We start from the raw sequence: 25,543 nt of genomic DNA, 5'->3' as shown, positions 1-25,543 counted from the left end.
GCCGTCATGGATACGGCCAAGCGTGGGGCGCAGCTCAAGAGCCAGCGCTACTATGAGATCCTCGACGAGCCGCTGGTGTCCGGCGGCTTCTCGGACGTTGAGCATGTGGTGTCGGCCTACAATAGCCTGGCCGAGCTGGTCGCAGCCGCCGATCCGAAAGCGGTGATTGGCGGCCCCGGCTTCGCGGCGGCCTTCGGCGAGCAGGTGATGGCCTTCCTCAAGGGGGCGTCGCGCCTCGACTTCCTCTCCGTGCACTTCTACGGCACTCACAACGTCCTGACCGACACCAAGGACCTCTTCGAGAGCGCCGTGAGCGCGAAGTCCGCCGATCTTCCCGGCCAACTGAGCTTCCAGGATGTCCGGCACTTGCTGAAAGTCATACGCCGACGCCCGACAGAGCTCTTTGTCACCGAGTTCTCGCTGAGTGCTGCGCGGGATGAACGGGGCGACTGCCGCGATGAGCGGGCAACGACCGCCTTCGGTGCAGCCTGGGAGACTGCGCTGGTGCTCTCTGCGACGCCCTACGTGGACAAGATGGCCTACTTCAAGCTCTCCGGGGGCGGATGGGGGATGCTCTCCGAGGCCGGCCAGCCTGAGCCCGTTGCCTGGGCCGCCTGGATGCTGCGCAACTACGCGCCTCGCGGCGGCAGTCGGGTGGAGATCCGCCGACTTGATGACCATACGGCGGTTGCGGCTGTGAAGACCAAGACCGCGTACAACGTGCTGATTGCCTACGGCGGCCTTGAGCCTATCGAGGTAAAAGTCGATCCGCGGGGCCTTCCGGCCTTGAGCCAGGTGCGAGACCGCTGGATCGGCAACGCCGACACCCAGTGGAAGGGCAACATCCTGCCACTCGCCACGGGTCAGAACATGGTCCTCGACGGTCCCGGTGTGCTGGTCGTGCAGTACGTGCCCAAGTAGGCCTGTGCGCGGGTCCTGATAGTGCTCGCATCACGCTCCCCGTTGCCTTGCGATGGGGAGCGTTGCTTTTGCGCTCCCCGAGGCCGGGCTTCGCCGCCTTGGAGGGAACCAGCGCCTGGTGACGAACGAGTCCTGTACTTGCCGACTACAGAACAGGATGAGAGCCACCATGACACCTTCACGTCGAGCCCTTCACCTCCTGACTATCGCCGCAGCCGTCCTCGTGCTCGCCCCGACGGCCTCGGCGGAAGTGTCCCCGAATCTGCTGCAGAACCCCTCCTTCGAGGGCGGAGTGCAGGACAATGCCGTCCCGACCGGCTGGAGTCTGTATGGAACGCCGGGGCCGACGAGTCGCGTGAAGCTGGTCGACACTCCCGGTACCGGCGAGCATGCGCTGCTCCTCGAAGACGGCGACATGGCTACCGAGATCGGGGTCAGTCAGACGGTCGCGGTCAAGGGCGGCCTCACCTACCAGGCCTCGGTGCGAGTCCGTCGAGCGGCGGAGGAGAGCCCTGCCGGAGCCTATCTTCAGCTCCGCTTTCTGCCTTCCCAGCAGTATGCGCAGACTGGCCTGTCGGCGGCAAGCGCCCTGGCGTACAACACCGTCTCGGTCACTGCGACGGCGCCCGAGGGCACGACCCATGCGATGCTGTACCTGTACACGCACCGCGATCCTACTCCGAAGGTGATGGTGGACAACGTGAGCCTCGTCAGTGGTGTGGAGCCCCCGCCGGGTGTGGTGGTTGTGCCGGAGCCGGTGCCGCCGGTCTACTCGAAGCTGAAGGACCTGCGCCTTCCGACGGCCCTGGTGAGCGCGGGCAAGCCGGCGGTCTCGGTCGTCACTTCTTCGCGCTACCAGGCCCAGGCGGAGACGCTGCAGCAGGCCATCGCCGCCAAGACGGGCGTGATGGTCAGTATCGCGTCGGACACCTCTCCGGCCGCGGCCACCCCGATCAAGGGCAACCTGATCGTGCTGGGCAACCGCAACACAAACCGCCTCATCGACCAGCTATACGACGAGTACTACTGCCTCCTTGACCTGAAGTACCCGGGGCCTGGCGGGTACAACGTCCGGAGCCTCCACAACCCCTATGGCAACGGGTACAACGTGCTTCTCGTTGGCGCGAGCGACGACGCCGGTATGCAACTGGCCACCCAGAACTGTGCAAAGCGGATCACCGAAGCCCCCTTCGAGAACGGCAACCTGAGCCTTGGCTGGCTGATGGACCTCAAGCTCGGTGCCGGCCTCACCCCGACCCATGACCTCAAGAGCATCGAGACCTGGGAAGCCTCGAAGGGCTATGGGTCCAGCGGCTACTTCGGGTGGAACTGCATCAGCAAGCACATGGCGATGTACTACATGACGGGCGACCCCTGGCACGCACGGGAGGCGCTGCGTCTGGCCTTCCCGGATGCGAAGGCCAAGCAGGACATCAGCGAGACCGACGGCGAGATGATCGAGAACAAGGACGATCCGCTCGCAGGCCCCTACCACTATAACGCGCACATGATGATCCTGTACTGGGACCTCATCGAGGAGAGCCCGGTCTTCACCGACGAGGAGCGGCTGAGAGTCACCAACGCCTTCTCCCGGCAGCTCACCCACCGCAAAGACGAGGGCGTGTACCGCCTCAGCAGTGTGCCAGGGTCCGTCGGCTCGCGGCACGGCCAGTACTCGGCGATCTCGCTCTACTGCCTGGGGCGCTACTTCGAGAAGGACTACCCGAACCCGATCTGGACGCAGTGTGTCCGGGGATCAAGGCTACACTTTGCCCCTCTATCGGAGCACGCATGGGTAGCCGGGGAAAACGACAATCTCTTCTGGTACAACACGGCGATTGCCCCGATCTTCACCTACATGGCCCTGAGCGGAGACCGCGGGCCCCTTGAGTCCGGTTCCGCACAACGCCTGCTACGCGGCCAGGAGATACTGCTCTCCGGCCTGCAGCCTGACTGGGCGCTGAACTCCGCGGCCATGGACTACCTGCACAAGGCAGCCTACTTCACCGGCGACGGACGCTGGCTGACCTACCGCGACCGGACCGGCGTCGACCTGAAGGTGTTCCGCGTCGGCCAGTCCTACTGGCCGGGGGACGAACTCAAGCCTGCACTGCCCACCGACCTGATCGGCAAGTGGACGGTGAACTACCTTCCGGAGCAGCACTGGGAGCAGCGCAACAACGGGTTCAAGCCCTCCGAGTCCTTCTACTTTGGCAGCTACCGCAGTGCGCCGGACAGCACCGGCGACTTCACCCTCGTCGACGGCTTCAACGGTGCTTCGCGCAACCCTTACCACACTCTTGCGATCCTGGACCTGCGGCTGGCCGGAAACACGATCCTCAAGGGGTACCGCAACCAGGTCCTGACGAAGGCTGACGGCCTGGTGGAGCCGCAGACCGCCATGGATGCAGCCCTGCGCTGGTGCGACGTGGTCGGCGAGACAGCAGGGCTGATCGGCGAAGTGCCGAAGGCCTCCTTCGCGAACTGGCGGCGGTCGCTGGTTCAGCGCACCGGGCGCTATGCGCTGGTCGTCGACGAACTCACCTTCCGCACGGACAGCCGGAACATGGAGGTCCAGACCCTGTGGGAGGCGCCTGGTGGAAGTTGGGCCCAGGAGGGTCGCGCGATCGTCGTCCGACCACAGGGCGCACGGAGTCTGCCCGCTGGCTGGCTCTCCTTCAGGGAACTCGACGCCACCTGCACGAGCTCGCCGGAAGGCTGCAAAGACATCGCTCGGCCGTCAGGGCTGGACATCGTGCTCCTGCGCTCGAAGCAGGCGGGTGACTGGCTGGAGATGCCCTTCACGCTTGACCGGCCGGTTACGGGTGAGGTCTTCGTCGACCTTCTCGGCTACACTGACCGCGGACGCATCGCAGTCGAACTGGATGGCAGTCGCCTTGTGGAGGACTTCGAGCACTGGGCGGACGCCGTTGCGCCCCAGACGCTCTCGCTGGGCAAGAGAACCCTGGCTGCCGGAGAGCATCGACTCCGGCTTGTCCTAAAGGGCCCGGGGAACGACGGGCAGTCGTACATCGGCCTCACGTCAGTCAGCGTGCGTCCAGAGGGCGCTCCGGCACGGGGCAGCGCCGGCGGATATGAAATCCTGCCGGGCGATGTGCTCGCGACGTCCTCTCAGGCGGGCTATCAGATCGCGGACTGGCGAGGCCCGGTCACCAAGGGGCAGAAGCGCACCTTCTTCTCGCTGATCGCTCCGCAGACCGGCGATGCGGCGGTTGCCCCGGCCTGCTACCGACTTGCCGACAACGCCGCCTATCTGGCCCTACCCGAGCCGGGAATCGCAATGACCGGCAAGTACGCTGCGACCGAAGCAGACCTGGCCGTGCTGTTCGGTCGGCACGCCTTCGGGCATGCGGTCACCGCCCTGGGGCTGAAGGGCGTGCTGCTGCGGGCAGACAAACCGGTCGACGTGGACTGGGACCTCGACAGCGGCGCTCTCGTACTGGTCGCGAAGGAGGCGACAACGGTCACGGTCCTCGGACGTTCCCTTCAGCTTCAGGCCGGGCGCCAGGAGCTGAAGGCGCCGGTTGCCACCGAGCTCGCCGAGCGCGTGCAGTTGGAGCGCAGCCTGCAGGAAGCCCTGACGCAGGCACGTGCGATCCGAGATCGACAAATCGCGGAGGCCAGGGGCGACGGTGGCGGTCAAGGTGCTGTCCAGACGCCGGTGCTGTCGAGCACCTTGCCCGGGGCTGCCGCCGACATGATCGTGGTGCCCTCCGCGCAGGGCCCACTAACCTGTGTGGCCGAGGGCAGTTCGGTGCACCTGCTGGCCTCGGACGGGCGCGAAGTGCGTCGCCTGCAGACCGACGGGGCGGTCCGCGTCCTGCACTGGTGGCCGGGGCCGAAGCTGCTGCTGGTGGGCTGCGTCGATGAGAAGGTCATCGCCTTCGACGAGGCAGGCAACCGCAAGTGGGAGTTCGTTTCCGAGATGGACCCGGCTGTCTTCCGCGCCGCCAAGCAGTACTGGTTCAAGTCGGCGCCGGGGCATCAGGGCATCCACGGCCTCTACACCGGGGTCTTCGCCGAGGGTAAGGACCAGTGCTTCGTCGGCAGCGCCTGCACGCTGGAGATCCTGGACGAGCAGGGCAAGCTCTACAAGCGCCTGCCGGTGTTTTGGGGCCCCGGGAAGCACTTCGCTCTCATCGATGCGCCGGACGGCAGCCGGAACCTGCTGATCGCCCGCGAGCCCACGGACGGCGAGGCGCTGGCGATGATCAACAGCAGGAACTTGAGCTACACCGACCGCCGCGGGTTCAACAGCGTGCCTTCGGGTCACACTTACGTCGGCGGCTGGGCCTGCATGAGTCGCGAGCATATCTTCTACGACGACTTCGACGGCGACGGGAAGAAGGAGCTGGCCTCCGAGATCAACGGAACCTGGAACCGGATGACGGTGTGGGACCTGGAGGGGCGGGCACTGGGGAACGCTAACTTCGGTCCTGGCGAGCCGATCCCGGCCCGTAACGTGCGCGATGTGGCCGTGACGGACCTCGACGGCGACGGGAAGCAGGAGTTCGTGGTGGCCCTGTCCGGTGGAATCGTCGTTGCCCTTGACTGCCGCTGCGAGCGGAGGTGGTCGGCGCGGCTGAGCAGCCCCGCCACTGTCCTGCAGGCCGGTACCGGGGCGGACGGCAAGCCGGTGCTCTGGGCGGGTTGCGAGGATGGCACCGTCCTGAAGCTGGATGGCCGCGGACAGGTCCTGGGTTCTGCGCGTGTGAACGGAGCACCGACTCGGGTGAGTGTGACACAGGCTGCCGACGGTCGGACGCTGGTGGTCTTCGCCACGAGCAAGGGCGACGTGAAGGGGTTCGTCCAGTAGGGCGTCGGCCACGACGGCAGTGTAAAGCAGCAGAAGGCCTGGCCCCGAAGTCGCGAGGGCCAGGCCTTGCGTTTGTCAGCGTCTCGAAGTGCTACTGCAGGCGGAAGCTCCCTGTAGCAGTCGTCCCGGTGGCTACATCACGTAGCGTCACCTTCCACTCACCGCGCGGATCGTTGAGGGCCAGCGGAAGGGCCGTGTCCAGATGCCCGGCGGCCGCGAGGAGGTTCTGCGTGTAGGCAGCCTCCGGCTTCAACTGCCCGGGCGGTGTGAGCTCCAGGTGCAGGACGTGGTCAGTAGGCTGCGTGCCACATCGGACGTCGGCAAGGACCCGAAGCTGCAAGCCCTGGACCTCGCACTTGAGGTCAATCCCCTCGACCCGGTAGGGTAGCAGCGCCAGGAAGCGGGCGTCACCTGCGGGTACTGCGAGCTTGACCTGATCGAGGTTCCCCAGGAGCTTCCCGGATCGAGCATCGTAGACGAACCGCCGCTCGGGCAGCCGCAGAATCACGTCGGGCTCCGACGTGGCGGTCTTCGTCTCCGGCCCCACGAGGCCCACGTACTCCGCCTTGCCCAGCGTGTAGCGGTAGGCCTCAGTCCTGACAGGCAGACCCCCGTCGGCGAGGCTCCACGACAGCGCCGCCTTGATCCCGAGCCTGGTGATGGCGGCATCCACTGTCGCCGCCTGATCGGAGGTGGCCTGAGCCCCGAGGCAGATCGCCTGCGGTCCCTGGAAGACCTCGGCGAGTGGCGAGACCGGCCGCGGTGCGCCGTGAGACGTTCGGGTCGCGGGCATCACATCGGCCAGGAGCTTCCCGCCGCGAGCCACGAAGGCCTTGAGCGCCTCGGCCGATTCATCGGAGAGCGCCACACAAGAAGGAAGCACAACGAGCGAGATGCCCTGAAGACGCTCCGCCGTCAACTGGTCGGCGAGGGCATAGGCATAGGAGAGACCAGCGCGCTTGAGTGCGCTCGCCAGCGTGTCGTCGGAGGCCTGGTAGCGGTTGTACCCGTCACTTGTGGGTCGCCCGATCTTCATGGCCGGCTCAGCGTAGAGCGCGTGTCGGCTGGCCTGGGAATCGACGACCAGCGCCTCCGCAGCAGCCGGGCGTGCGAGTCGCAGGAGCCTGCCGATCCCACGCTGGAGGTCGTCCGCTGCCCCGGTGACTGCGACGCTGCGGGGAGTGGGCCGCCAGAGCGGGTCGAGCATCTGCCAGGGCGTGTAGCCCTCCTTGCCGGCATAGGCCCAGGGCTCCAGCGGATCCCACCAGATGGGGATGACGCCGCCGTTGAAGGCGAACCACCACAGGAACCGACCGCACTCCAGGCTGCTGGACTCGTACCCGAACCAGGAGATCATCGGTGCCTGCGACCACGACTTGTTGCGGTCCACCACGTGCCGATGGAAGTAGCGCAGCAGCACTTCCTCCTTGGGCACCCACAGCGAGAAATCCGTGCCCGAGAGGGAGTTGTAGCAGTAGGGGTTTGTGAAACTCAGTTTCACATCCGGGTACTTCGCACGCACCGCATCGTGGGCTGTTGCGTAGGCGTTGGCCCAGACCCGGTCCATGTGCAGACGGAAGTCGACCCACCGTGCCGGGTTCGTCTGCCCCTGCAGATCCTTGAGGAGCGGGACGGTGATGTCGTCGAGGGTCTTGTAGTCCGTGCCCCACTCGCGGTTGGCGGCTTCGATGGTTCCGTAGCAGGTGCGTGCCCACTGCTGGAAGCCTCTGCGACAGAAGTCGCACCTGCAGAACTCCTCGTTGCCCTGCTGGGACAGGTGGGTCTCGTCGTCCATGTTGTAGCCAAAGAAGCCCCAGGCCCTCTTGGCGGCGACGCCGGCGACCACCCGGTCGGCAAGAACCTTCAGTTGCGCGGGGTCACTGAAGCAGCGCACGCGGACGTTGTCGGTCCCCGAGTTGCGCATGCCGGCGCTGGTGACGCCTCCAAAGGCAGAGAGACCGCGCTTCACGAGGTACTCGCTCACCGTACAGGACCGGACGCCATGAGCCCGGAAGAACTCCGCGATCTGGTCTCGCAGGTACTCGGGACACCGCACCTGCACCGCGGCGTACCCCACGGCGAGGGCGAAGTCGTCGAGATCGTCCTCGGCCGCAAGTGGCACCAGCAAGTCGGAGGTGACGCGGTCGACCAGCATCCCGTCGTCGAAGGCGGACACGACAACCCGGTGGTACACGGAGAGCGGACTCGCTACCTGCAAGGGCAGCGCGATCTCCTGTGTGCCCGGGGCCTGCGGCGTCGCCTCAGCCTGCGAGACCACGCGGCCGAAGGCATCCACAAGCTCTGCCCGCAGAGTCGGTTTCGCCCCTGCCATACACAGGCAGGTGGCCTTGACCTCGAACTTCGCCTCGGGGGCAAGCTCCGTCGGCGCCGCAAGACCACGGACCGACACCGGCGGCACTGGTGACGACATCTCGTGGGTCGCGAAGTCGAGAGCATGCCCCTCGGGGTCACGCAGAAGGGCACGCACCACAATCGGCCCTCGCGTCTTGGTTGCGGCGACAGGAGCGTCCAGGGTCACCGTCGCTCTGCCCTGGGCGTCGAGGGTGACGCTGCGCTTCTGCGTCCCCAGCACCCCAAGCGCACTGTCCCAGGCGACCTCAGCCGTAAGGGGCTTCGCAGCAGTGCCCACCACCTGCAGCGAGGTTGTCTTGCCCGCGACCAGAGAGGCGACCTGTGCCGGTGACTTGCGGTTCGCCGCCCATAGGGCGACCTTGCTTAGCGCGGCCCAGCGGTATTCCCAGTACTCCGCAGTTCCCGGCGCAAAGGGGATCAGCCCACTGAGACTCTCCGACCAGGTGAGGAGAGCGACGCGTCCCTTCTCGAGCTGTCCCACGGCGACTGACTTGAGCGCAGGCTGCCCTTCGGAGGTCGATGCGACGCAGGTCGGGGCGAAGGCGCCGAAGAGCTCGGCGATACGCTCTGCCGGAAGTTCCTCGGTCGGCAGCACAGCCTTGAGACGCTTGTACTGGTCGGGCCGTGCCGGATCGCCACCAGCCAGCGGCTCGAGTGAGATCAGGCCGACTCCGGCCTTGACCGCCCCCAGGAGGCTATCAACGACTTGCGGGTCGGAGGGCTTACCGGCGAGCAGGACCACGTCATACTCCGCTGCAGCAAGCCGCCGCAAGATCCCCTCGGAATCGTCCCCGACGACGGCCTCCACCTTGTTGGAGCTACGGTAAGTCGGGCAGTAGACCAGGTCGTACTTGAGGTCGAGACGCTGTGCCAGTTCCACGGCGTCACGCTGGAACTCGCCGGCGAAGATCAGTGCTCGCAGGGGCCCTCCCGGCAAGGGCTTGAAGGACGCGAGTGCCGGCGTGGGCCACGGGTCTCCCAGACCACGGTGCTCCGGTTTGGTGCAGCGGGTGGTGTCGACGATCCCGGCGAGACCGCGCAGCCCAGGGTACATCTGGACGTAGGCGTACTCGACCCACCCCTCGCGGTTGGCGCGGTAGAGATTGAAAGCCTGGAGTCGCTTCGCCCCCTTGTCGGCGACGATGCGGCCACTGTAGAGCCGGTAGTCGCCGCCGACCTCCATCCGCCAGAAGGGGTAGAGGTCATCAGGACTGCCATCCTGCATCTCCTGCACCACGGCAATCCCCGCGAGCGTGTCCACGGAGCCACGAACGATGGCATAGATCGTGAAGGCGTCGCCTTCCTTGACCGGGATGTTCAGGGGCTGGCTGGCGGTCCCGTAGTCACTCCCGTTGCGGATCGCCCAGTGCTTCGCACCGGGGCTGACCTCGACGAAGGTAGAGCCCTTCGAGAGTCCCCAACCCTCGGGCTTGCCCTTAGTGATGCGGCTGAAGTCGGGGTTGGTTACGAGCCCGTCCGCGGCCTTGTAGCCCGAGACACGTCCTGCCTGAGGAGCCGCTGCGAACTGCAGTCTCCCGAAGAGTTCCGGCAGGCCGAACCTGTTCACACCCTTTGCCAGGGGTGCCCAGGTGCTCCACTCCTTCGGCTCCCTGGGGCGGTGCTCACGGCCTACATTGAAGCCCCACTGTGAGCCCTCGCGAGGCGGCTTCGTCCCCAGTTGCTCCCAGGGCAGTGCCATCTCCACCTGCCAGGCCTGGGGCAGTGTCTCGGTGCGCAACTGCGGCTGGGTGTTGAAGGCCGGATTGGTCGTGCGCTCGTCATAGAGGACGCCGCGCGGGTTCACGACGAAGTGCAAGTAGTCCGGTCCGGTGGCGTCCGGTTGCAGGAACACCTCGACGGCATCCTCGAGCCAGACGCTGCCGTCCCGGTCCTTTACGTCGGCGGTGATCGACGCCGGGTCCGGTTCGAGACAGATGATATGCAGGTAGAGGGCCTGATCGTCCCAGGCGGCACGCACCGTTGTCTGCCGGAAGGCGCACTCGCCCCCGGCGCTCGAGAGCACCGAGAAGTCCGTGGCGACCATCGCCTCCTGCCAGCAGGCATCCGTCATCTGTGCGTCGATGACCGGGGCCTGCGCACAGCGTCCGGCAACCAGGGTCTGACTCAGCACCGGCGTGCATGCACTGACGAGCACGCACACAAGCAGCAATCGCCTCTGCACGGGCAACACCTCATCGTCTGATATCCGTCACGACGCAGTCGGCTGCGACCTACCGCGTGACCACAATCGGCGTCATCATGCGCTGGCGGTCCAGGGCGGCGAAGTCCGGTGCGGCGAAGCCCTCCTCCGACAGCGAGTGGACGAAGAAGGCCTGCGTCTGCGGGTCCTTGCTGGTACTCGTGAACCCCAGACCACCCATGCTGCCACCGTCCCAGTAGGTGAGGCCGTTGTGCGGCGTGACCGCCACACAGGACAGGGCCCAGTTCCCGTTCCAGGTGGCATACCACTTCGGGTCAGGGTTCCTGCTGGAGACGTTCTCTGCTTCTCCCTTGCCGTCGATGTCCGCCTTGTTGCCCCGGTCGTCCTGGTACTTGCAGTTCTGGGCGAAGTAGGCGCGGCTGAAGACCCCAAAGCGCTTCGGCGAGAGGACGGTGACGACGAAGTGGTAGGGATAGAAGGTGTACAGCTTCTCGTAGGAATGGCCCTTGTCCATCGTCTTCTTCACCCGGACCTGGGTGAAGACCAGACCATCCTGCTCCACGGTGAAGGACTGCACGTCGCCGCTCTCATCGACCCAACCGGTGTCGCCGGAGGAGACGCCGAGGTGCGTGAGCATCGGCGCCTCCGGGGAGAAGCGATGCCGCAGGTCGCGCAGGTAGCCATCGCGGAAGCACACCGTGTAGGTCTGTCCGTAGTAGGTCTTCTGGTCGTCGTTCCAGCGCGTGTCGGTCGCCGAGGCATGACGCTTCGCTTCGAGACCGTCCATGTAGATGCGGCACTTGACCGTGGTGTTAGCCGGGTACTTGCCGCCGAGGAACCAGGTAAGCTTGCGCTCAGTCGGCTGCCCGTTAGTGTACTGACAGGGGAGGTAGCCCTTCGGCCAGGGAGTGCCGTCCGCGCTGACTACACGGATCGAGTCGGGGTCAGCCCGACCGGACTTGCCGAGGCGGGCTCGCTCGGCGTCGGCATCAAAGGGCATCTCGACGACCGGATACTCGCGAGCCACGGGGCCCAGATTCAGGGTCACTTCCGTGGAACAGTCCCACAGCGACCAGTTCGGCTGCAGCCGGTAGCCCCTCTCAGTGGTGTTGTCTGCCTTGCACATCTCCTTGATCTGGTCGTCGTCATCGACCTTGAAGGCGAAGGAGACCTTGTTATCGTACTGGGCGGAGGGGAAGGAGAAGGAGACCTCGGTCGTCCCGTTGGCACGGACGGAGACGACCTTGGTCTGGAGCTTGTTGGCCGCTGCGACGCTTCCCTTGTACGCGCCCACGACCACGTTCTGCGCGTCCCTTCCACCTCGGTTCGCAACGGTGAGGCGGAGGGTCAGGGTGTCGCCCTGGACGGGCTTCTCCGGGGTCTTGGCGGCCGGGGCGACGAAGGACAGTTCGCTCATGCCGGCGAGTGCCTTCGGTCCGACTACCAGCATGGAACCTTGCAGCGGCATGCCCTCCGGGAAGATGAGCATGTCCCCTCGCGTGGGGATGGTGGTGCCGAGTCGCACCGGCTTGCCTTCGGAGTCCAGTTCGACCAGCGCCCAGTCACCTGCGCCGGCCTCGGGGCAGATCTCGCGCCAGTTGACGCGCAGCCACTTGGCGTCCTCGGCGTTGATACGCATCGTCGCCGGGCCTTCGCGACGGATGGTCGTCGGCGCTCCAACGAAGGCCTCAACAAGTCCCGGCACATCGCCCTGAACATGGAGGTAGTCGGCCGTGCGGATGCAGGTGATCCGGTGCCCGGTGTCCTCCGCGACCCCGCCGACGCGGCGAGTCTCGTCGTCCAGACCACGGTACTGACGGGCGTTCCGCTGGTACAGGACCCGGTACTGCTCGATCTTCGGCCCCTTCGCGTAGAACCCGTACTGCGGCAGGATGTAGCTCGCGCCGTCGCGGGTGAGGGTCCACGGCTTCTCGCCGAAGTTCACCCACACGTTGGTGCCGTCGCCGAAGACGGTGTGCTGCACTGCCCGGTCCTCGGTGACGAACTCGTGGCTCACCATCTCCTCGAAGCCAATGACCTCGTGGAGCTTGCAGGTGTTGCGGTAGCTCTCAAGCATCCGGGCGCGGAGCACAGGATCAGTCCAGCGATAGCTGTAGGGCTGGGAGGCCCAGTAAAGCGGAGGCGTGCCGTACAGGATATTGAAGGCATCCTGCTTGTAGCCCAGATCCGGCGCGACCTGCTGCAGATGACCGGTGCTGTCGCCCCAGTACCAGGTCGAGACAACGCAGTCGTGGTATACGAGCTCCCACAGCGGGTAGCGGTTCTTCTCGCCCAGACCCCACTCGAGGTACCTGTTGCCGATCGCCTCACGGGTCTGCGGGAGGTCGCGGCCCACGTAACCTGCCGGCCAGGAGTAGAAGTTACCGCTCTGCATGCCTTCCCAGTAGTTGAAGATATCGGCGCCCCACCAGCGACCATGCTCGCCGCCGAGAACCAGCTTGCACTCGTCGGCCATGTACTTGGCGAGTTCGCGCTTGACCTCCCGGTCCTGGCTGCGGTCAAGACGGTGACCGACGCCGTAGCACTCACGCAGACCGGCGGCCGTGGTCACGTCGATGAAGCGGGCGTTGTAGGGGTACTTCTCCAGGTCCATCCCGGTGTACTTGCGCGCTACCTCCGGGTAGAAGTAGGTGCAGCGCTTCATGGCCTGCACCGGTGGCGGCCCAAGCGTCAGCCAGGCCTTCATCAGCGAGCCGTCGGCGTTGACCACAACGTTCGCGGCGTTGGTGCCCTCGCCATAGAGGCCGGTCCTACCCTCGTAGAAGTCTTCGTAGTTGTCGTACTTGCTGTTCAGGAACCCCAGCTTCTCGATCTCGAGCATGTCCTGGGCAGGGCTTTGCCCATTCACCAGCACCCGGTCCATGCCCGCAGCTTTGGCCTCGCGGCAGAACTTGAGGTCATTGCGACCCCACATGTCCGGTGCGCCGGCCAGCCAGGCCAACTGCGGCTTGTTGCGCATCTTGTCCTTCTGGGTGGCGAAGAAGCCCTGCTCCTGGATGTACTGGCGGAAGAGCTTGCACAGCGCAACGTGACCGCCGCTCTGGGCGAAGCTGTAGCGAACGGTCCGGGGCGCTCCGAAGGTGCCCAGGATCGGATCGTGGCGTACCCAGACGCCCAGCAGGTCTTTCTTGTCCGCTACCACTCGCTCGATGCGAGCGGCGCCGTTGTCACAGGACACCGGGAGCTCCCAGAGCAGCATGTAGCCAATCGTGCCGTCGGTGAGGCCGACCCAGGGCATGTCGAGGCCGCCGTAGGTGTTCCAGGTCTGGCCATTCCAGGAGAGATCGTCAATCGGCACGCCGATCCCGTCACCGTACTTGGCTGCGAGGATCCGCGTCCCCGGCCGGTCAAGAACCAGCGGGTGAAGGGCGGTGAAGGCCCCGAGCTTCAGCGTCGGGTCGGCGTCGACCGTGATCCGCAGGTCAGCGCTCTTGGGCTCCAGGGTGAAGGTGATCGTCGCAGGGAACTCGACGCCGCTGGTCGTGCGCAGTTGGGTCTTGAAGCTGACCCTTGCGTCCTTGGTCGAGAGCGGTGTGATGGGCTCCAGCGCCGGAGGCGGCGGAGTGACTGCCGCGACAACCTTACCCGACTCGTCGGCAAGGGACGCCACGGCGAAGGTCGCCGAGTTCGAGTGCTGCCAGCCGCGCGGATAGTAGAGCTGCGTGTCGCGCTGCTCACCCGTGTCGGTGTCATTCACGCCGAGAGCGAAGCGCAGTTGACCGCCTACACCTTGCTTCCCGGCAGTGCCCAGCAGGGACATAGGCACGACCCACTGGACGGTGTAGCCACCCGTGCCGGGCAGGAACACCGGCTTGATCTGCGCGACTTCACCTTCACGCGACCACACGTTGGCTCCCCAGGGACCGAAGCGAACCCCGAGCTGGCGGTCGCCGATCCAGAACTCCACCGTGTCCCGGTTCCACCACTCAGAGGTGTCGGCGGCGGCCGGCATGAAGCGGTCATCCCGCACCGCCACACTGCAGACGAGGCCCTGAGCTGTCCATCCCAGCCGCACGGTCGCGCTGAGGTCTGCCGGGCTGTCTGGGCCGATTCCCTCGACCCGTGCCTCAGGCTTCAGGTCAAAGGAGATCAGCTTCTCCAGCCAGGTTGCCGGATTGGCCGTCAAGTCCGGCTGGGACTTGAGCTTGGGAATCGCCAGCGTGACACCTGAGGCCGCCACAGCGTCCGGGGCCTTGTACAGGTAGCCTGCCTGCTTATCGTAGACCTCGAAGCGAGAGGTCGCGGCGTCAATGGTGACGCGCAGCGCGTCGTTGTTCAGAGTGTACGTTGTGCCCGAGGTCGTCACAGCAGGTTGGGCGAGGGCGGAGCTACACAAGGAGGCAACGACGGCCAGCAGTGCCATGGCGATCATTCGTATCACCTGTCCTGCAGAGTCGCACGTCTCACAATATCCTTCGCCGGGGAACCGCAGGATGCCTCCCACCTTTGGCCACCGGAAGGGATACCTTCTCGCGCTGGGGAAGACAGCACGACTTGCCTGGCACGAAATCGCGGCAGTCCACCCAAAAGGGGCGAGTTCATGACGCAGCGGCAGGTCTACATCAGCGGCGAGTACTTCGCCGAGCCCGATGCCAAGATCTCCATCTTCGACTCGGCGGTGATGCTCGGAGATACCGCCACCGAATCAACGCGCACCTTCTGCCAGAAGCCTTTCCGCCTTGGCGACCACCTGCGGCGGCTGTACGACTCGATGAAGGTGATGCGGCTTGACCCGGAGATGACGCTGGAGGAGATGGAAGCGCTGAGCCTGGAGGTGCTGGAGCGGAACCTCCCGGCCTATGGCCCCGAGGAGGACCTGTGGCTGGTTCATAACATCTCCCGAGGCGGCTTCCCGCCCTCGGGTGATCAGTCGCTGCCGCGGCGGCCGACGATCATCCTCCATACGCTACCGATGGACCTGGGCTACTGGGCGGAGTTCTTCGTGCGGGGATGCCATGCCGTGACGCCCATGTCGCGAATGGTGCCGGCGCAGTCCCTCGACCCGAAGGTCAAGAACCGCAGTCGCATGGGCTACACCCTGGCGGAGTTGGAGGTCAAGCTGGTCGATCCACGGGCGCAGGGGATCCTCCTCGACGTGGACGGCTACCTGTCGGAAAACAAGGGCGGCAACTTCTTCGTGGTGAGGGACGGCGTACTGAGGACGCCGCCGGTCTGGCAGGCGCTGAACGGGATCACCCGCCAGACGACGCTGCAGATCGCCGGGGAGAAGGGGATACCGACGGAGGTGTGCCCGCTGCAGCCCTACGACGTGTACACCGCCGACGAGGCCTTCTTCACGAGCACGCCCTATTGCATCATGCCCGCGACGACCTTCAACGGCCTGCCCGTCGGCGACGGCAAGGTCGGGCCGATCACCAGGCGCCTGATGTCCGGGTGGAACGAGATCGCCGGTTACGACCTCTTCGATCGCGCGATCCGTGCGCTGGAATCGCCCTTGCGCGAGGAACTGCTCGCCGAGAGGGGCTGATCGCGCTCAGGGCTTGCGCCGGGCGAGGAGCGTGGTCTCCTTGGCGTTGTGAGGCACGCGACCGACGCGCACGATCTCATAGCAACTCTCGAGGACGTCGATGGCGGCCTGGATCAGCTCGTGACGGTGGCGAGTCACGAACTTGACGGTCATGATCGCCAGACCACCCGGGGCCACGAGGCGTGCAAGGTCGCACAGGATCTGCGCCGACTTGTCGGGGTCCATGTTCATATCATTGGTGATGACCGCGAAGGCCCCAAGGTCGGGGTTCCCAAGCAGCGCCTCGGAGCGCACGGGCAGGTACGTCACCTTCGGCAGTGCCAGGACGCGCTCATCGAGTGCGCCCGGATCAACGGCCACGACCTCGGCCATGTGCTCGGAGAGGACCTTCGTCCAGCCACCGGGTGCAGCGCCGATATCCAGCGCACGGCCCTCCGGCGGCAAGGTCAGTTCGAAGCGGTCCAGAATCTCGCGCAGCTTCAGTTCGGCACGGTTGATCGGCCGCGTACCGGGTGCCCACTTGCGCATCCGTGTGATCTCCTTGTGCAGGAGTTCATCGGCCCAGCAGTAGCCCAGAAAGGCGATGTCCTGGAAGACCTCGACGCGCACCCACTGCTCGGGGTTGTCGAAGTCGACCGGGGCGCCCGTGCGTTCGCCGACGCGCGAACCGACCGCGATCTCGGCGTCCCGCGAAGTCCACTCATGGGCACCGCGGCGCTCGCAGACGGCCTTGAAGGTGGCTTCGGCGGACGGTCCCGGGAGCAGGTCCGAAGCCTCGGCCAGGGTCTCCAAGTGCTCACCTCCCTTGCCGATATCGCAGCGGACCTGAAGAGGGATCACACGTCCCAGGCACTCGCTCGGGGCTTGGTCGAGTGCATGCAGTGCCCTGGCGTAGTCCTCTTCACAGGTCACGAGCAGGTTGCCGCGCATGAACAGGGCACGGGCGGTAGCACCCGGCAGTGCGCGGTGAACCTCCTCACGGCCGCGCTGTTCCCAGCCGCCGGCGCAGGTCACAAGGAAGGTTGTCTGCTCGAGTCGCTCAATGCCCATGAAGGTTGCACGTCCTGTCAGGTCGAAACGGCCCACTTGCGCCGGAGTGGTCAACTGGGCCGGCGGATACCGCTGCATACTGAGGTTTTCTGATGCTTCCGAACACTATCGAATGGGTCGATCTACCCGATGGGCCGGTTGTGCGGATGATCGACCAGACGCTGCTCCCCAACGAGGAGAAGATACTTGACCTGGAGACCGTTGCCCAGGTCTGTGAGGCCATCAAGAAGCTGCGGGTTCGTGGCGCGCCTGCGATTGGCTGCGCGGCCGCATTGGGCATGGCCCTCGCTGCGAACCGCTCCTGGACGCGGGACTATGGCTTTCTGCGCTCGGAGTTGCTCAAGGACCGTGACGCCCTGGCGGCGACACGTCCGACCGCAGTGAACCTGTTCTGGGCCTTGGAGCGCATGACGGCCGTCCTCGACAGCACCCAGGACGCGACCGCCCTGCGTCGTCTGCTCCGTGAGGAGGCCCAGGCGATCCTCGAGGACGACCTCGAGCGCTGCCACAGCATCGGTCGCCATGGGGCAGAGCTGATCCCTGCCGGGGCCAACGTCCTCACTCACTGCAACGCCGGAGCTCTGGCGACGGCGGGCTACGGGACTGCCCTCGGAGTGATCCGTGCGGCCTACGAGCGCCACGGTGACCTACACGTCTGGGTTGACGAGACGCGGCCGCTGCTCCAGGGCGCGCGTCTGACCGCCTACGAGCTCACCACGGACGGCATCCCCTGCACGGTGATCTGCGACAACATGGCAGGCTACGTGATGCAGCAGGGCCGCGTGACTTGCTGCGTGGTCGGTGCAGACCGTATCACGGCCAACGGCGACGCAGCCAACAAGATCGGCACCTACGGGGTAGCGGTTCTGGCTCACCACCACGGTGTGCCCTTCTACGTGGCCGCCCCTCTCTCAACGGTCGACTTCAAGCTCCAGACCGGCAAGGAGATACCCATTGAAGAGCGAGACCCGCATGAGGTGTCCTACCTGGCGGGCCTTGCACAACGTTCGGCGACTCCCGAGGGCGTCCGCATCTACTCGCCGGCCTTTGACGTCACCCCCGCGGAGTTGATCGCGGGCATTATCACCGAGAGAGGGGTCGCCCGTCCACCCTTCACGACGTCGCTGGCGGAGCTGGCGTCCTCAGAAGGCCAGGGCTAGGTCCCAGTCCGGATCGGACTCGCCGGGTACCCGACATCACTAGACGGCCCCGTGAGTATAGACCACCTTCACGGCTGCTTCCCTGGTGCGGCGCGTGGAGTGGGATACGCCCGGGGCCACATACACACCCGTCCCCGGCTTCAGCGGCAGGACTTCGTCGTCGAGCTTGATCTCGCCCTCGCCGGAGACCACGTAGAGCGCCTCCTGATCCTCATGCACCTGGACCTGCGAGAAGTCGGTGGCGTGGTACTCGGCGACACCGAGGTTGAAGCCGTTGGTCGTGGGGATGGCCTCCGTACCAACGAGGTTCTTACTCCAGCGGTCGGGATGATTCTGAGCTTCTACGGTGGATTCGTGTACAGACTTCAAGGGACAACCTCCTGACGATAACTGGGTCGGTCGAACCAGCCACCTGTTCCGCACCCGGGGCCGCGAGTCCTGCCCGGGTGTGTAGCCCGTGAAGGGTGGATATGCTACACTGTCCCTCGTCTCCATGCCAACACCAAAGGTGGGATTGTGATGCTGCTGCGACTCGTCAACTACGTCGACAAGAGGGCTGATTCTGATGCCTTCCACGTGGGCCTGCTGAATGACGACGGCGTTCTCGACCTGAACAGGCTGAAGGACGCCTGTGGGGAAGTCAAGTCGGCCTGCGATTGCCCCGAGTGCTGGAAGAGTGCTCTGGGTATCGTCACCTGTCCCTCCTGCCTGGAAGCCGCTCAGGGCTACGCAGACTGGTTCGAGGCCCAGTCTACGACCGTCCGCGACGACCTGACCGTGGCGCGTGACACCGTCCGCCTCTTGTCTCCGGTTCCGCACCCGGGCAAGGTTCTGTGCCTGGCACAGAACTTCCCGGAGCATGCCGCCGAGGCCAACCGGCACATCACCCACTCCGGCGACAGCGTGGCCGATGCCATGACCCCGCACGTCTTCCTGAAGCCCAGTTCCAACACCGTGCGCGGCGACGGTGACGTGATCCCCATCACCCCGACGGCCCAGTTCATTGACTACGAAGCCGAAGTGGTCGTGGTCATCGGCAAGACCGGCAAGTACATCAAGACCGAGGAAGCGGCGGAATACATCGCCGGCGTAACATGCATGAACGACGTCTCCGAACGCAAGCTGAAGATATGGGAGCGCAAGGACGAGCGCCCCTGGGACAACTTCTTCGACTGGCTCAACGGGAAGTGGATGGACGGCTTTGCGCCGATGGGGCCGTGTCTCGTCCCGGCGAAAGACATCGACGTGAACAACCTCACGGTTCGCGGCTATGTCAATGGCGAGCTGCGCCAGCAGGACAACACTTCCGCGATGTTCCACAGCGCCGCGGCGAGCATCGAGTACATCAGCCACTTCATGACCCTGGAGGCCGGAGACGTCCTCGCCCTTGGCACGCCGGCCGGGGTAGGCATTGCGCTGGGCCACAAGCTGGTGCCGGGCGACGTGGTGAAGGTCGAGGTCGAAGGCGTCGGAACACTGACCAATGAAGTCGTTGCGGAGTGAGTCGTGTGACGGACGAGACGAAACCGGACACAAGCGAGAAACCGGCCGGAACTCACCGTCGCGAGTTCCCCGCCTGGCTGCGCGTCAAGACCGGCAAGGCGCGGCTGAGTCGTGAGACGCGCGAGTTGGTGGCGAACCACGGCCTGCACACCGTCTGCGAGGGAGCGCACTGCCCCAACGTCGGCGAGTGCTACTCCTGCCATACCGCAGCCTTCCTCATCCTGGGCGGCACTTGCACTCGCAACTGCCGCTTCTGCGCGGTGAATCATGGCCGCCCGGAAGCCCTCGACCCCGAAGAGCCGCGCCGTCTTGCCGAGGCGGCTGCTCACCTTGGCCTGCGCTATGTGGTCGTGACCTCGGTCACTCGCGACGACCTGCCCGACGGTGGCGCAGGGCACTTCGCAGCGACGATCAGGGCTCTGCGTGAGCGCCTGCCGGAGGCCCGCGTCGAGGTGCTGACGCCGGACTTCCGGGGCGATGAGCAAGCCCTGCGGACCGTGATCGCGGCGGCTCCAGACGTGTTCAACCATAACGTCGAGACCGTCCGTCGCCTGCAGCCGCAAGTGCGTCCGCAGGCCGGCTACGAGACCTCGCTCGGTGTTCTGCGCAAGGCCCGCGAGCTGGGAGCCTTGACGAAGTCCGGTCTGATGGTGGGAGTGGGGGAGACGGACGAGGAGGTCCGCGAGTGCCTTGCCGACCTCGCCGGGGTCGGAGTCAGCATCGTGACCATCGGCCAGTACCTCCAACCGACGCGCAAGCACCTGCCGGTCGATCGCTATGTTCCCCCGGAGGACTTCGCCCAGTACGAGGAGTGGGGACGTGCCGCCGGGATCGCCCACGTCTTTGCCGGTCCCTTCGTGCGGAGCAGCTACAAGGCCGCTGAGACCGCCGCAGCGCTCGAGAAACGCTGGGAGAAGCAGCATGGGAACACAAGTGACGGGTAGCCGCCTGGTCACCCTGACAGTCCTGTTTCTGATAGCGGTAAGCCAGGTCGTCTGGGCGCTTCCCGACGACCAACTTCAGGCAGTGCTCGGGCAGTTCGAGGCCCGCCGCGACGCCATCCTCAACTCACAAGTGACCAGCCCTTACCCGCCCGACGGGGCCTGGCATGACACCGACTTCGCTCTCGCCGCACTGTACACCAACCAGAAGGTGGCCGAAGCGAACGAGGTGCTCTGTCACCTCAAGGACAAGCTGCAGCCGGTGGACTGGCACTGGCAAATGAACCACCTGCAGCGCATCTGGTTCCTCTTCAACCACGCCAGCCCGTTCTTCCCTGGTCGCCTGACGCCGGAGGCTGAGGCAGCGCTACTGGAGATCTTCTGGAACTACGCTCATACCGAGTGCCGTCTCGCGCTGACCGATCCCGAGCACACCTGGTACCTCTGGGGCAGCGAGAACCACGGGGCAATGAAGTGGTCGGGCTTCTGGGGCACGGCGCATATCCTCGCTGAGGCCCCGGGCTACAAGGACCGGCGGTACGACGACGGAACGAGCCCTGCCCAGATGGCGCAAGCCTGGGACGAGTTCTACAAGCGCTATGCCCGGGAGCGTGCGGGCAAGGGGATGCTGGTCGAGATCTTCTCCGGCTACAACAAGTACACGCTGCAGGGCTGGTATGACATGGCGGACTTCGCCGCCGACCCCATCCTGCGGCAGCGGATGAGAAGCCTCATCGACCTGTTCTGGGCCGAGTGGGCCACGGAGCAGATCGACGGCGTGCATGGCGGGAGCAAACACCGCATCTACCACGGCTCCGGCACTACCAGGGCCTTCTACGGCCTCGACATGAGCTGGGCCTACTTCGGGCTTGGCGTGAAGAGCCGCCATCCCTCCATGATGTGCCCGCTGACCAGCACCTACCGGCCGCCGCTGGTGGTGGTCGACCTGGCTCTGGATGCCGCAGGTCGCGGGACTTACTCCAGCCTCTCTCGTCGGCCCGGTCTGAACCTGCAGCCCCGACCGGAGGGAGTACCCCAGGACACCTACGTCCTCGATCCCGACTTCGGCGGCATCCTTCGCTACACGTACTCGACACCCGACTTCGTGATGGGCACCAGCATGGTGCAGCCACGACCCTTCGAAGACTGGTCGGCCGTCAGCAGTCAGAACCGCTGGGAGGGCGTGATCTTCGGCGGCTCACCCGACTCTCGTCTCGTTTTCCGCGGGATGAGCTCGCCGACCTACAAGACCTACAATTCCCACTGGTCCGTCCAGAGCAACGGTGTTGTGATCGTCCAGAAGCTCAAGACCGCCAAGCGTGGCCCCGTCGGCTGGAAGGTCTGGTTCAGCGCCGACCTGAAGCGCAGCGAGCGTGACGGCTGGGTCTTCGCCCAGGCTCCGCGAGCCTACGCCGCGTGCCGGGTTGTGCGCGGCAAGTACCACTGGGAGAAAGCCGCAGACTACGACGAGGCGCCCGGCGAGTGGCTGGTCTGCGAAGACGAGCTCAGCCCCGTATTGGTGGAGGTGGCGCGACAGTCCGACTACGCCGACCAGGCTGCCTTCGAGGCACAGATCGTGGGGAACGCTCTCACGGTCGAGGCCGACGTGATCCGGTACCAGAGCCGTGGATACGGGCAGACGCTGACCTTCTACGCCGACTACTCGCGGATGCCCGAGGTTGATGGCAAGGCCTACGACTTCCGCCCTCCGAAAGTCTTCGACAGCCCCTTCCTCCAGTCTGATTGGAACAGCGGAATCGTGGCCATCCAGAAGGATTCCCGCAAGCTGGCGCTGAACTTCAACGAGTAGGCTCGGACCAGTCGCGATCCAGGTACCCGGGGCCTTTTCAGAGCGCAGCCCGGCGCGGGCTCGCGAGTCTCGACTCGGTCACACATCCCTGCCGCGAGGACACCTTTCTGGTCCAGTGACACCCAGGCGCGCCCTTATCATCCTGATCTGTGCCTCGTTAGCGTTCGCCGTGTTCCTCGCGAACGCCAGCTCCCGACTGCTCCACTCCCCGCGCTTGCAGGCTCTCCTTGCCCATGAGTTGGCACACAGTTTGGACTGTGAGGTCGCCGTCGGTCCTGTCGAGGCTGGGCTGCTCACCTCGGTCACCCTCCATGGTCTTGCCGTCGCGCGCGACGGTGTCCTCAGCCGCGGCGCCTTCGTCTCCGCCGAGTATGTGGAGGTGTCCTTCAGCCCTCTCAGCGCCATGCTTCGCGGTGCCGTCGCCCGTGCGGTTCGGCGGGTGGAGGTTGAGGGAGTGCGCGTACAGGTTGAGCGCCGGGCTGATGGGTCAATCGTGATGCCCACCGGCGCGCGCACTTCTCAGGGCGGTCAGGGCAGCACTCTTCCACGGGCTTTTCTGGAGGCACACGACGTTTCGGTGCAGTATCTGGACCACTCGCTTCTCTCCGCAGACGGTGAGCCACTGCAGGGCACGCTCGCCGGCGCCGATCTGATCTGCTGGGTCGGGCGTCTCGGGCGCATGTTTCGGGGTGAGCCGGTGTTCGCCGGGACCTTTACCTGCTCGGGCAAGCTTCGGGTGGCGTGCGGGCCGCAGCGGCTGGACACCACAATCAGCGTGACGCCTTATTCGGTTGCACTGCGCAACCTATCCTTCGAGGACGACAACCTCTCCGATCGTCTCGACGCTCAGTCGGTCGAAGTGGGGTGCAACCTTCATAACCTCTTCGTGCGCAACGCTTCCCTTGGTGCGGCAGTGTCCAGTGTCCTCGCCACAGCCCCTCGGGTTCAGCTGACTCGCGCGGCGGACGGGTCCTTTCCCATCTTGCACAACGTGAGCCGCTGGTTTCGGTCACAGTCTCGCGCGGCCCAGCCGAGGCTACGAATCGAAGTGAGCAACGGGGTCGCCCGCTACGCCGACTACGCTCTGGAGCGCCAGGGCAAGCCGCTCCTTCTGAGTGCCACCAAGGTGGAGGCGGAAGTGCTCCTGGGGCGGCTTCAGCAGGAGATGCGGCGTGAACAGCGGCGCAGGACGGGCTCCTACTCCGCCGACCTGACCGTGAAGTGGGGTGACCTGCGGGCGGCCACACAGCTAGCCGGAAGGGTCGGGCGCCTCGCTGAGTTGCATAGCCCCTGGGCTACGCTGGCCGGGCGTCCCCTGCTCTCAGCCCGTCTGCTCCGGGCATACTACGGTCCTCGGCTGTTTGCGGGTGAGGGTCTGGCGGCGGTGCAGAGGGTCGAGATGGAGCGTCCCACCGCCGACCTGATCCTGGACGCCAACAACCGCCCCGACTTTCTCTCTGCGAGCCTGCCGAGGGCTGCCGGAAGTGTGGCCCCAACCGAGAGAGCTGACCCCGGGAGGCCTTTCACCGGAGAGGTCGTCTTCAAGGACGCCAGCGTCGCCCTGGCCATGAACGCCCTGCGGGCACCGGGCGGTCCACTGCGTCTGAAACTCTCCCGGGGCGCCGGCGATCTCGATCTCGCAGCCCTCTATGACCCTCGGTGCAGCTCTGTCGGCCCGGTGAGCGGCGGCCTCAGCGCTTCCCTGGGAGACCTCGCGGTCACCGGAGAGTTCGGCGGCAAGCTCGGGAGAAACCTGGACCTTGCAGACCTGCGCATAACGCAGAGGAACCGTGAAGTTCTCAGTGCCACCCGGGGTGCACTTGGTCTCGATTGTGGCCGCCTCGCCTCCGACCCCCTGGGGAGCGTGCAGTTCGTGGACCTGCGCGGGCTCCACGGGCGTCTCGTCCGGGACCGCGACGGCCGATTCGCGGCACTCAGGCCCTTGCAGGCAGCCCTGGTGAGTGCGGGCAGCGGACACAGACGGTCACTCGGCGCCCGGAGTCTACCTCGTCTGCGGCTTGACGGGTCCGAGATCAGCTACATCGATCTGGGCACTCGTGGCGGCGTGGGCGAAGCGTACCTTCGCAGCTTCGCCGCGGACCTGGATCTGCGGCGGCTGGCTGTGGCGGGTCGTGGCGATCGCGGGGCGCTTGCCCTGGGCAGCCTCGGGTACTTGCGCGGCGAGTTGACCGGATGGGGACCGGCTCTGCGGCTTCGCGCCGACCTGACCGCCGATCTGGCCGGCTCGCTGCGGGTGCGGAATGCTGCCCTGACAACGGGGCCGGGCGGTGACACCGTCCGACTGACTTTTGGACAGGTTGGCTTCGACCCACGGCGACTCTTCTCGGGGCAGGCCCTCGCCGGGGTGCGAAGTGTGACGCTGCGCAACGCAAGGGCCGAGGTGACACGGGAGCGCGATGGTCAGTGGCGCCTGCTTCGTCTAGCCCGGTCGGTCGTCGGGCCAGGTGCGTCCAGACCAAGCAGCCCTGGTGGGCGGCCGAGCGCTCCCAAAATCACGCTTGCTGATGCGACCCTGAGGCTCGCCGACGTGAACGTGCAGGTCACCGACCGATCTGCTCCTGTGGGCCCCGTGATCGCCTGGGCGCGGAACCTGCAGGGCACAGCGACGACCCGCAGAGGCAGCAACGGCCGCATCAGCGGGTCGCTTGGACTGCGCTCACCGCAGGTCGATCTCCGCGCCGACCTTGCCGGCAATCTCTCCTCCTCCGTTTCGCTGACCAAGGTGCAGGCTTACGACCGTACCTGGCGGACGCCTCGCCCTATCCTCACAGCAGACTCCGCCACGATCCACTATGACCTTGCTGAGGCGGTCTCTGGACACGCTGACGCCGCCTTGCGGGGGGGTTCCCTGCGGGGCTTTGACGCCGACCTGCGCCGGAGGCCTTCCGGCGATCTGCGGGTAGCCGGCCTCCTCCGGGGGCTGTGGCGCACCGGCGGTCGATCGGGTGGCGGGTCAACTGGTACCGCGATCCGGCCTGTGGTCGACTTCTCTGACGGGCGTGTGGTCTACACCGACGAGATCGCCGGTCAGGGCCACCTAGTCGTCAGCGCCCGGAACCTGCAGGGCCGGGTCGCCACGGCAGCGCTTCTACCAGCGAAGAGCGCATCCTCTCACAGAGCGGATGCCGGCTGGCTCCACGCGGAGGTAACGGTGCAGGGCAACGACCTCACCGCAGAGGGCGCCCTGAAGGCCGAGTTGTCGCGCCGCCTGACGGTCACCGGCCTGCGAGTAGCGCCGACCGGAGCGCGTGCGTCAG

12 protein-coding genes are annotated in these 25,543 nt (G+C 65.8%); 8 read left to right on the top strand and 4 right to left on the bottom strand.

Features of this window, described 5'->3' with window-relative positions; genetic code table 11:
• Both ABFE16_10010 and ABFE16_10005 read left to right on the top strand, forming a co-directional pair.
• The coding region (locus ABFE16_10010; GenBank protein ID MEN6345634.1) for a hypothetical protein at nt 1–921 on the top strand (921 nt) is incomplete at its 5' end.
• Nucleotides 922–1,090: 169 nt separating this feature from the next.
• On the top strand, nt 1,091–5,758 hold the full coding sequence (locus ABFE16_10005) for a hypothetical protein (GenBank protein ID MEN6345633.1): 4,668 nt from the start codon (nt 1,091–1,093) through the stop codon (nt 5,756–5,758).
• 91 nt (nt 5,759–5,849) lie between these two features.
• On the opposite strand, the gene ABFE16_10000 is transcribed toward ABFE16_10005, so the two are convergent.
• Both ABFE16_10000 and ABFE16_09995 read right to left on the bottom strand, forming a co-directional pair.
• The gene (locus ABFE16_10000) at nt 5,850–10,313 is read right to left on the bottom strand and encodes a sugar-binding protein (GenBank protein MEN6345632.1); all 4,464 of its coding nucleotides are present in this window, start codon (nt 10,311–10,313) and stop codon (nt 5,850–5,852) included.
• A gap of 49 nt (nt 10,314–10,362) precedes the next feature.
• A complete protein-coding gene (locus tag ABFE16_09995) occupies nt 10,363–14,685 on the bottom strand; it encodes a glycoside hydrolase (GenBank protein MEN6345631.1) in 4,323 nt (1,440 codons plus the stop codon).
• A 168-nt stretch (nt 14,686–14,853) separates the two neighbouring features.
• On the opposite strand from ABFE16_09995, the gene ABFE16_09990 reads away from it, so the two are divergent.
• Nucleotides 14,854–15,801, top strand: a complete 948-nt coding sequence (locus ABFE16_09990; GenBank protein ID MEN6345630.1) for an aminotransferase class IV — start codon at nt 14,854–14,856, stop codon at nt 15,799–15,801.
• Nucleotides 15,802–15,807: 6 nt separating this feature from the next.
• Here the strand turns inward: ABFE16_09990 and ABFE16_09985 are convergent, their stop codons facing one another.
• On the bottom strand, nt 15,808–16,929 hold the full coding sequence (locus tag ABFE16_09985; GenBank protein MEN6345629.1) for an SAM-dependent methyltransferase: 1,122 nt from the start codon (nt 16,927–16,929) through the stop codon (nt 15,808–15,810).
• A 14-nt stretch (nt 16,930–16,943) separates the two neighbouring features.
• Here ABFE16_09985 and mtnA point away from each other — a divergent pair, with 14 nt between their 5' ends.
• A complete protein-coding gene (gene mtnA, locus ABFE16_09980; GenBank protein MEN6345628.1) occupies nt 16,944–18,011 on the top strand; it encodes an S-methyl-5-thioribose-1-phosphate isomerase in 1,068 nt (355 codons plus the stop codon).
• Between the two features lie 39 nt (nt 18,012–18,050).
• Here the strand turns inward: mtnA and ABFE16_09975 are convergent, their stop codons facing one another.
• Entirely contained in the window at nt 18,051–18,380 is a 330-nt protein-coding gene (locus tag ABFE16_09975) for a cupin domain-containing protein (GenBank protein MEN6345627.1), read from the bottom strand.
• A 150-nt stretch (nt 18,381–18,530) separates the two neighbouring features.
• On the opposite strand from ABFE16_09975, the gene ABFE16_09970 reads away from it, so the two are divergent.
• From ABFE16_09970 to ABFE16_09955, 4 genes are all read left to right on the top strand, one after another.
• On the top strand, nt 18,531–19,514 hold the full coding sequence (locus ABFE16_09970; GenBank protein ID MEN6345626.1) for a fumarylacetoacetate hydrolase family protein: 984 nt from the start codon (nt 18,531–18,533) through the stop codon (nt 19,512–19,514).
• Nucleotides 19,515–19,519: 5 nt separating this feature from the next.
• Nucleotides 19,520–20,458: a lipoyl synthase gene (gene lipA / locus ABFE16_09965; GenBank protein ID MEN6345625.1), complete on the top strand. Its 939-nt coding sequence runs from the start codon at nt 19,520–19,522 to the stop codon at nt 20,456–20,458.
• Nucleotides 20,436–22,265 (top strand): hypothetical protein, encoded by a 1,830-nt coding sequence (locus ABFE16_09960; protein ID MEN6345624.1) that lies wholly within the window; start codon nt 20,436–20,438, stop codon nt 22,263–22,265. The genes lipA and ABFE16_09960 overlap by 23 nt, the downstream gene beginning before the upstream one ends.
• 250 nt (nt 22,266–22,515) lie before the next feature.
• The coding region (locus tag ABFE16_09955; protein MEN6345623.1) for a hypothetical protein at nt 22,516–25,543 on the top strand (3,028 nt) is incomplete at its 3' end.

The organism is Armatimonadia bacterium, from assembly GCA_039679385.1.
GTDB lineage: Bacteria > Armatimonadota > Zipacnadia > Zipacnadales > JABUFB01 > JAJFTQ01.
Note: the sequence above shows the minus strand (reverse complement) of the source record. Positions and strands in the feature narration are given on the sequence as shown.

Coding starts and splice junctions, on each gene's coding strand:
- ABFE16_09970 (MEN6345626.1), top strand. CDS start 18,531: ATGCTGCTGCGACTCGTCAACTACGTCGACAAGAGGGCTGATTCTGAT.
- ABFE16_09990 (MEN6345630.1), top strand. CDS start 14,854: ATGACGCAGCGGCAGGTCTACATCAGCGGCGAGTACTTCGCCGAGCCC.
- ABFE16_09985 (MEN6345629.1), bottom strand. CDS start 16,929: ATGCAGCGGTATCCGCCGGCCCAGTTGACCACTCCGGCGCAAGTGGGC.
- ABFE16_09995 (MEN6345631.1), bottom strand. CDS start 14,685: ATGATCGCCATGGCACTGCTGGCCGTCGTTGCCTCCTTGTGTAGCTCC.
- mtnA (MEN6345628.1), top strand. CDS start 16,944: ATGCTTCCGAACACTATCGAATGGGTCGATCTACCCGATGGGCCGGTT.
- ABFE16_09960 (MEN6345624.1), top strand. CDS start 20,436: ATGGGAACACAAGTGACGGGTAGCCGCCTGGTCACCCTGACAGTCCTG.
- ABFE16_10005 (MEN6345633.1), top strand. CDS start 1,091: ATGACACCTTCACGTCGAGCCCTTCACCTCCTGACTATCGCCGCAGCC.